The organism is Zarconia navalis LEGE 11467, assembly GCF_015207075.1.
Classification (GTDB): domain Bacteria; phylum Cyanobacteriota; class Cyanobacteriia; order Cyanobacteriales; family Geitlerinemataceae; genus Zarconia; species Zarconia navalis.
The window spans coordinates 1-7,071 of the sequence record NZ_JADEXN010000276.1; the positions used below are offsets into that span (position 1 = coordinate 1).

The 7,071-nt window shown below is 49.6% G+C and carries 7 protein-coding genes; 2 read left to right on the forward strand and 5 right to left on the reverse strand.

Annotated features, from left to right (window positions below; all coding sequences use genetic code 11):
- Nucleotides 1–386 precede the first annotated feature (386 nt).
- Both IQ235_RS14510 and IQ235_RS14515 read left to right on the forward strand, forming a co-directional pair.
- Nucleotides 387–1,058 (forward strand): Fe2+-dependent dioxygenase, encoded by a 672-nt coding sequence (locus IQ235_RS14510; RefSeq protein ID WP_264322161.1) that lies wholly within the window; start codon nucleotides 387–389, stop codon nucleotides 1,056–1,058.
- A 333-nt stretch (nucleotides 1,059–1,391) separates the two neighbouring features.
- Nucleotides 1,392–2,384 carry an NF038130 family PEP-CTERM protein gene (locus IQ235_RS14515; RefSeq protein WP_264322162.1) on the forward strand — a complete coding sequence of 331 codons (993 nt, stop codon included), beginning with the start codon at nucleotides 1,392–1,394 and terminating at the stop codon, nucleotides 2,382–2,384.
- A 54-nt stretch (nucleotides 2,385–2,438) separates the two neighbouring features.
- Here the strand turns inward: IQ235_RS14515 and IQ235_RS14520 are convergent, their stop codons facing one another.
- The 5 genes from IQ235_RS14520 to IQ235_RS14540 form a co-directional block, all read right to left on the reverse strand.
- Complete coding sequence (locus IQ235_RS14520; protein ID WP_264322163.1) at nucleotides 2,439–3,215, reverse strand: carbonic anhydrase; 777 nt, start codon at nucleotides 3,213–3,215, stop codon at nucleotides 2,439–2,441.
- 329 nt (nucleotides 3,216–3,544) lie between these two features.
- Nucleotides 3,545–5,650, reverse strand: coding sequence for a bifunctional arginine dihydrolase/ornithine cyclodeaminase (gene argZ / locus IQ235_RS14525; RefSeq protein WP_264322164.1), 2,106 nt, complete (start codon nucleotides 5,648–5,650; stop codon nucleotides 3,545–3,547).
- Between the two features lie 378 nt (nucleotides 5,651–6,028).
- Nucleotides 6,029–6,223, reverse strand: a complete 195-nt coding sequence (locus IQ235_RS14530) for a TLTLP motif-containing protein (RefSeq protein WP_264322165.1) — start codon at nucleotides 6,221–6,223, stop codon at nucleotides 6,029–6,031.
- Nucleotides 6,224–6,502: 279 nt separating this feature from the next.
- Complete coding sequence (locus IQ235_RS14535) at nucleotides 6,503–6,700, reverse strand: hypothetical protein (RefSeq protein ID WP_264322166.1); 198 nt, start codon at nucleotides 6,698–6,700, stop codon at nucleotides 6,503–6,505.
- A partial coding sequence (locus IQ235_RS14540) for an ABC transporter C-terminal domain-containing protein (RefSeq protein ID WP_264322167.1) occupies nucleotides 6,687–7,071 on the reverse strand: 385 nt, incomplete at its 5' end. The genes IQ235_RS14535 and IQ235_RS14540, both read right to left, overlap by 14 nt.

Sequence of the window (7,071 nt, forward strand, 5' to 3'; positions counted from 1 at the left end):
ATCCTCCACTTGTTCGCCGCCTTCGTCAGCACCACAAGCGCCGAGGGGTGCGACTAAGCCGAGGAGGAGAAGCAATGCTGCTGCTTTGGTTTTCATCGGAACTTTTCCTTGAGGATTTCTCAAAACTGAATTGATGTTAATTGATAATAACTATCTTTTGGGAAATTGGTCTACTCCCAAAATTCGATCGAGCAAACTCCCGCACCTAGCCGACGATCGATGGCAAGTTAAAACTCTTTTCTGTATTGACATTCAGCTAAACATATGGTGCTCGGAATCGCTCTAAATTCTGCGATCGTTTGCCGTTATAATCTATAAAATCCTTGCATTAGTGTGGCATCCGTCATCGAGAATTTGGCCAACACTCACCAGCGCCATTGACGAGTATGATTTTTTCCATTGACGACGTTCTCACCCCAGAAGAACTCCAGCACATCACAGATCGCCTCGATCCCAAGGATTTTATAGACGGCAAGCTGACGGCAGGATGGCACGCCAAACTGGTCAAACATAATACCCAACTCACCAAAAAAGCCGACTATACCGAAGAACTCACCCAAAAGGTCACTGCCGCGCTGTGGCGACATCCTCTATTCAAGGTGGCAACTCAGCCAAAAACCATTCACTCAATGCTGTTCAGTCGCTACGAAGCGGGAATGTCCTACGGATCTCACGTCGATAATGCCCTGATGGGGAGTCGCAGTTTTTTGCGATCGGATGTGTCTCTGACGCTATTTCTGAGCGATCCGACGGACTACGAGGGGGGAGAACTGGTTATCGAAAATACCGATGGCGAGCGAACCTATAAGTTACCAGCCCGCTCGGCGATCGTCTACCCTTCCGGCGCGCTGCATCGAGTTGCCTCCGTCACCCAAGGCGTACGATGGGTTGTGGTGGCGTGGGTGCAAAGTTTGGTGCGCGATCCCATGCAGCGAGAAATTTTGTTCGATTTGGATACGGCACGACGATCGATCTTTCAACAATCCGGTAAAACGATCGAATTCGATCTGATCTCCAAAACTCATTCCAATCTCCTGCGCCGGTGGGCCGAAGTTTAGCGGTACTCGTAGTCGATCTACAGGCCGATCTACAATTTGTGAAGATTTCGATCGTTCCTCGGGAACAATACGGAGACTTCTATCGTCTGTATGATGAAAATAGCTAAAATAGCTGCGTAATAATACGGACGGTGGCTTTGAGCGATCGAGAAAAATCCACCGGTTTCATCTAGCTTCATCGATATGCAAACTGGCGCAATGTAGGCGATGGAGTCAAAGAACGAAAAAACTCCCAAATCGCTTTTTCTATCGCACGCGCTCTCGAACAGACCTTTGAAAAATCGTGACAGATAACCAATTCTGACCCCTCGCAATTTCTGGAGACAGATCCCGATGAAAATCAGAGTCAAGCAAGCCTTCATCTACACCTGGGCGATCGCAACCGCTTTTGCTGCGAGTTCCCCAACATTTGCCGCCACCATCACCGGAGCTAGCATTACCGGAACCGGTGCGCCCCAATTCGGCGTCAATCCGGCCACAGACTTCCAAGTGTTCGTTCCTGACGGTACGTTTGCCTGCCCGATACCAGACGGAACCTTGGGATGTTTGGTGTCTGAGGGGGCAGACGCAACATTACTGGTTTCGGCTTTAACCGATGGTAGCAGTACCGCTCCAGAACCCGGTGGCAATATCGAACTCTTTAGTAGCAGCGAAATTGGATTTCCGACAACTTCCTTCAATAACTTCTTGGCTTACGAAGGGGTGACGAATTTAAACGTCGATTTCGATGATGGAACCACAACAACCTTTAGCAGTTTAACGGCGAAAGATTTATTTGGGGATACCCTCAATGTCGCCTTTGGTGCGGATAATCTCGCTAATACCTGGTTCGATATGGCTTTTGACGCCAACTTGACGAAAAATGGCATTACCGAAACTCAGTTATTCGACGCTCTAAGCAACAATGGATTTGGATTGCTCGCCAGCCGAGAAGCGATTTACACGGCTTTTCGTCTAGGGGGAGGATTCCAGCGAACCGTCGATCCGAATATCGCCTACGTCACCAAAGATGGAGAGAATCTCAGCTACGGACTCGCGGGAAGTACCGATTTATTCTTATTTGCCGGTTTAGTTCCCGGTCTCTCGGAAGCCTTGACGAATGAATTTGGCGACCTCGATTTACAGGTGAGCGAACTGGTTAAAGTCAACGGCGAGGTCAACTTCTTTTTTAATCCCGTTCCTTCCAACGTCGCATCCGCCGATGGTTCCTTTAATGGTACGTTTCCCGGTGGTGGTTCTGCTTCCATTCCCGAACCGGCAACGGGCTTGTTGGGTTTGATGGCAATCGTAAGTGTATTCGGATTTTCTCGGCGTATGGGGACGTAAGGTTTGAGTAAAATTTGAAGCGCGATTCGGCAGGAATGCTGAGGGTTATTTCAATTATTTCAACTCGATGGTTCGATCGTTGAGGGGCTGAATGGGTCGAGCATTCACCTGATAAATAGATGCGAACCGATCGATTTGTTCGGCAGAGGCTTGAATGGGCGTTTGCATCACGTTCCAACTCACCTCTTCGCTACAAGGAGGAGTGGTTAAAGAACCGCTGTAGCTATAGTAAGTCCGGTTGTCCGGCAGTAAATCTTCTGCATTTACCGTCACGGTTTCTACGGTCTTTTCTTCACCTTCTAAAGGTAAATTATCCCAAATTTTTTCCAGAACGGGATTACTTTCCCCTTCTTCGATCGCAATGCCGACAACAGCGAGTTTACCCCGATCGTCTTGGTGAACGAAATGGACTTCCATGGCTGCTGCTTTGCCATCAATATAATGTTCGCTGGGAGTATGAAAGTGAAATTGAAGTAATTTATATACTGATTCGTCAAGTTCGATTTGACTGCCTTCGGCATAATTGACTTGAATGGTATGCCCATTATTGAAAACAGTTAAAGGGATGCTTTGGTAGTTAAATTCAATGGGTGTAAAACGAGAAATAGAGACGCTTTCAATATTGATGGGAGACTGACGGGTGCCGGTTTCGCACAAGCCATAATCGGGGTTTAATTCACCCCAGCGCGTGGGGTTTCCTTCTCCACCATATCCCCAATGAGTGGAAGACGATTCTTTCGAGTTGGCTTGAGTTAAGAAAAATCCGAAGAAAGTATAAAATAACATAGCGCCGAAAAAAAACCTCGCCGCCGTACCGACTGATTGAAACATCGTTTTTTGGAAATGTAATAGTGGATAAATTGTCGCCCGTACAGAAACGAGCTTATCTCTAGATCGACCGACACCCAAAAAATACTCTCGATAATCTAGCTCAATGATGAAGAGCTTTTGTTTGACCCGAATCTAGCGATCGGGTTGCGCGCGCGAGCGGATTGTATTTCTACCCATCCATCATGTTGTATACCGATGGAGAGTCGCACTTGCGCGATTCTTTGAAAGACTAGATCGTGACAGGGCAATATTTTATCTCAAAAGCGGGTGTCGAGCGCAATATCGATCGCGCTCGAACGACACCCACTTCAGACAAGATCCCAACGACCTCAGACGAGCGTCTTCGTCGGTTCGGGACTGGTGAGTCGATCGAGCTGTTGAACCAGCAGGCTGAGGAATAACCCCACATCCGTCACCACTCCCGTAGACTCTACCGAGCCGCGATCGCTGAGTTTGGTCACCACCGCCGGGTTAATATCAACGCACACCATCTTCACCCCAGCCGGGGTCATATTCCCCACTCCGATCGAATGCAGCATTGTCGAAAGCATGAGAATCATCTCCACCCCTTCGAGCAACTCGGTATATTCCGCTTGCGCTTTGAGTAAATCCATCTGAGTATCCGGCAGGGGGCCGTCGTCGCGGATGGAACCGGCCAGGGCAAAGGGCACGTTATTCTTCACGCATTCGTACATCACCCCGTGCGTCACCACCCCTTCCTCAACGGCTTTGGCAATACTGCCGTGGCGACGAATGGTATTGATGGTATTGAGGTGGTGTCGGTGGCCGCCGCGCACGGCCACCCCTCGTTTCATATCCACCCCTAGGGAAGTGCCCAATAGTGCCTGTTCCATATCGTGAACGGCGATCGCGTTCCCCCCGAGTAGTGCCTGGACGTAGCCTTGGCGAATCAGGCTCGAGAGATGTTCGGCTCCCCCCGTGTGGATGACCACCGGCCCGGCGGTGACCGCCACTTTGCCGCCCCGATCGCGAATTTGGCGCAGTTCCCAGGCCACTTGTTCGACGACTAATTCTACCCGGCGTTCGCTGGATACCCCAGCGGACATGAAGCCAAACTCCTGGTTCTTGAGCGCTCTTTCTTTGCGCAAGGTGCGAATCCCCCCAATTCCGGTGACCACTCGCTCGCCAATTTCCAAGTCTCGTAAGAGCTTGCATTGAGCAACGGTTCCATTGGAGGTTTCCGTCAGGGCAATAGCTCCATCCATTCGTTGTTTTTGCACTCGCACCCACTCACCATTGACGCGCACTTCCGTCGGATAGATGGTGGTGACGTAGAAATCATCGGGAGAAACTCCTGCCTGGGTCACCAGTTCGAGGTGGGCATCTTGTTCGTCTTGGGACAAAGCCATCGCCCCCAGCTCGATCGATTGCGCCACGATCTCCTCTAATACCTGTTGAGAAGGGGCAGAAATACGAATTTCGGTCGAAGAGGTACTCTGTCGCTGTTCCCCGAGATTGAAGTTGAGGACTTGGAAGCTACCCCCACCATCAATGACTAAATCTAAGACGCGGTTGACCGAACCCGAATCGAGCAAATGGCCTTCCATCTTGATAGTGCAACTTTGAACCAAAGCCGCCGCACTGACATCAGCATCAACGGGTTCGGTGACGCGCAGAGTCAGGCATTTTGCCGCCCCCCCAGCTTTGAGGAATTCCGTTAGGGGGGTTTCGATGACTTCAAATCCTTTTTCCTCTAACTGCCCCTTGAGGGCGTCGCTGGCTTTGTTCATCACCACGACTCGATCGATATTGACCGCGTTACAGGCGAAGTTGACCGCATCGGGTTCGCTCAGGGCAATGCGCTTTTCTGGCGGAACCCGCATCTCGATGGTGCGGTTGGAGTAGAAATCGAAGGCAGGAGGATAGTAGAGCAAATAGCCCCCGGCAAGGGGACAGAAGCAAGTATCGAGGTGGTAGAACCGCTCGTCTACCAGGTGCAATGAGAGGACTTCGATATTGAGCCACTTGGCCAGATACGGGTGGGAGTCGAGTTCCGATCGGAAGCCGTATCCCGCCCACAGCCAGCGCCCGGATCGATCGAGCAGGGCATCTCCCGCCCCTTCAAAGGGCAAGTCTTTGGGCAGTTCGCAGACGGTGAAGCCTTGTTCTTCAAACCATGCTTTGAAATGGGGTTCTTCTCCCTGTCGTTCGGGATGGAAGAAGCGACTGAGAATCGCCGTTTTTCCCAAAACTAAGCCGGCATTGGCGGTAAAGACCATATCGGGCCAACCTTTTTGAGGTTCTACTAAATCGACGATCGCCCGATCTTTGAGGCAACGATAAAGTCCGGTCCACTGTTCTACGGCTCGAGCTTGGGAAGATTTGTGGATGTTACCTTCCATCCAGGGATTGATGACGTAATCCACGTCGTAATGCTCGGGAGCACACATTAGGAAACGAATGGAATCTGTCATAATGGAATTATTCCTCAACAAAGCTTTAAGTCAACAAGATTCGCCCAACTAAAAAGTCACTCCTAACGTCTGGACGTTTGGGAGTGCTTCGAGTTTGCTTTCGTATGGCTTTATGGCGAGCGAAAGCCAGCAGCTTATTTTATAACGAGAGGCGACCTCGCCGCAGGTGGAAATGTCAGTAATTGACGGCCTGAACGGCTACGTACAATTCCCGATCGTACTTATTCGACGAGGTGAGGGAATCGAACTCATTTGAGTAAGACCCCATCGAATAAGAGGTCGAGAAAACGCTTTAGAAGTCAACGCACCACGGTCTTCTTCATTTATGATCTCTGACGATGGAAAATTTGCTCTAATTTAAGGAATTTCGGTAGCCATTCACTTCCTGACCTGCTGCAAGGGATATGTTGGAGTCGTTGTGTGCTGCACCCGAGAAGTCTCCTCGAACGAGTAGCGAGCAATTGTCCAAAAGGGTAAGGTCAAGGTCACCAGGGCAATGACTGTACCAATCAATCGCGCACCTGGATGGGGATATTCTTCAGCAGCTTGACCGGGCTGACTACCTAATTCCATATTAACTAGTAGATGTTACTGATGGGGACGATATTGAATGTTCGATCGTCATTAAAATTGAGCGGCAGAGCATCGATTTGCTCTCTATTCTCGATTGTAATTACTTTTCTATTTCAAGTTGTCTTTCATACAACAATCTCAACTTAAAGATCGAATTTTATTCAAGAATTGAGGATCTTATATGGGGGGTTAAACCCCTCACGAGCATAGATCTATCGCGATCGATTTCAGAATAATTTTCTTCCATTACAAAAATAGTAAAACTAACGGATTTATTCACTAGTTTAGCCTGACTTTTGAAGTCGCTTCGTAATATTTCAGATTGTCATAAAAACCTTGACGATCGCCGATTCCGATTCCTCCCACTAGAGCTGTTCTCAAGGGTAATTTTTCCCAGACATACGATCGCACCACTTGTCGGGGCAACCCATTGCCGATACTGGGAGTCAGACTTGGGGTGCAACTAGGAGTTGGCATCCACTTCAGCCAGTGCCAGCCAGCGTTCTGTCGCTTCGTCAATCTCGCGAGCGAGTTGAGCCAAGCGTTCGGAGAGTTCGCGCACCTGGGTGTACCCATCGGGTGGGTTTGCGTAAAGCGTGGCTTCAATTTCGGCTTTTTCGGTTTCGAGTTCGGGAATTTTGCGTTCTAGCCCCTCAAACTCTTGTCTTTCTTTAAAAGACAAGCGGCGCGGTTTGTTGGTGTTCTGCGTTCGTCCGCGTTCTTTAGCCGGAGTTGGCTTGGCCGCTTCTGCTTCCTTAGCAGCGGCTTCTTCGGCTTGTTTGTATTCTAAATAGATGGAGTAGTTACCGGGGTACTGGCGATTGTTTCCGCCGGGTTCGATGGTAAAT

What these genes read in the sequence shown, in the direction of transcription:
- IQ235_RS14510 (WP_264322161.1), top strand. Translation starts at nt 387, where the DNA reads ATGATTTTTTCCATTGACGACGTTCTCACCCCAGAAGAACTCCAGCAC.
- IQ235_RS14530 (WP_264322165.1), bottom strand. Translation starts at nt 6,223, where the DNA reads ATGGAATTAGGTAGTCAGCCCGGTCAAGCTGCTGAAGAATATCCCCAT.
- argZ (WP_264322164.1), bottom strand. Translation starts at nt 5,650, where the DNA reads ATGACAGATTCCATTCGTTTCCTAATGTGTGCTCCCGAGCATTACGAC.
- IQ235_RS14520 (WP_264322163.1), bottom strand. Translation starts at nt 3,215, where the DNA reads ATGTTTCAATCAGTCGGTACGGCGGCGAGGTTTTTTTTCGGCGCTATG.
- IQ235_RS14515 (WP_264322162.1), top strand. Translation starts at nt 1,392, where the DNA reads ATGAAAATCAGAGTCAAGCAAGCCTTCATCTACACCTGGGCGATCGCA.
- IQ235_RS14535 (WP_264322166.1), bottom strand. Translation starts at nt 6,700, where the DNA reads ATGCCAACTCCTAGTTGCACCCCAAGTCTGACTCCCAGTATCGGCAAT.